We start from the raw sequence: 790 nt of genomic DNA, 5'->3' as shown, positions 1-790 counted from the left end.
TCAAATACGACACCGTTTGAGGTTGATCTGGACTCTGTGGGTCTCGTAAGTATCGAGCAATATCAGGTACATACAGGAGAGATTCATAGTCTGAAAAATTCTATTGTAAATCTTGACAGAAAATTTGAAGATTTAAATTCGGCTTTAGATAATGCTACAAAAGCAATAAGTAAATGTGATTTAATATGTACAATCGAAAAGCTAACAAATAATGTTGTAAAAGAATTTCCAGCTAATTGGCAAGATTATTATTTTATTTCTATATGTTATGGAAACTATGGAAATATATTTAATTCTATTCTGATTCCATCATATTATTTAGAGACAACAACAGAATCTACAAGAATAATCGTAAACAGTAATGCTGACAATGCATGTTCGATCTATAAAAAAAATGCAAGTACACTATATGCAAGAACCGGAAACTGGGTAGATTCTAACGGAAGAATAAGGGTCTACGGGATAATGAAAAAATAAGCTCATCATAACAAAATAGGAATTTAAAAAGTGGAAATAGATTAAATAACGGTTCGCAAACATGACATTGCGAATCGTTTTGTCTACAGCCTGAGGCCGGGAGAGATCCCGGCCTTTTTAGGTATGACGGGCATGTCCGTGTTTTGTGGTGCAAGTCCACATAGGCGTAGCTACCGACGAACTTGTAAGCGACTCCCAAGGTTTGCATCGTGAGGTGTGGGCGAGAAGAAGGGATAGCGAAATCGTAGCCCTACGGACAGAAACCCGATATTAAGGCGTACATGGTGGGTAAGTTGACTTAAAGCAACGAAGC

General features: G+C 37.2%; 1 pseudogene. It reads left to right on the top strand.

What is annotated here, in order from left to right:
* A pseudogene (locus QGT46_RS16780) lies at nucleotides 1-477 on the top strand (hypothetical protein); the annotation flags it as partial.
* Nucleotides 478-790 lie beyond the last annotated feature (313 nt).

It is taken from the genome of Anaerostipes faecis, assembly GCF_910574135.1.
GTDB lineage: Bacteria > Bacillota > Clostridia > Lachnospirales > Lachnospiraceae > Anaerostipes > Anaerostipes hominis.
The sequence above is the reverse complement of the archived record's forward strand: the minus strand, read 5'-3'. Positions and strand labels throughout refer to the sequence as shown.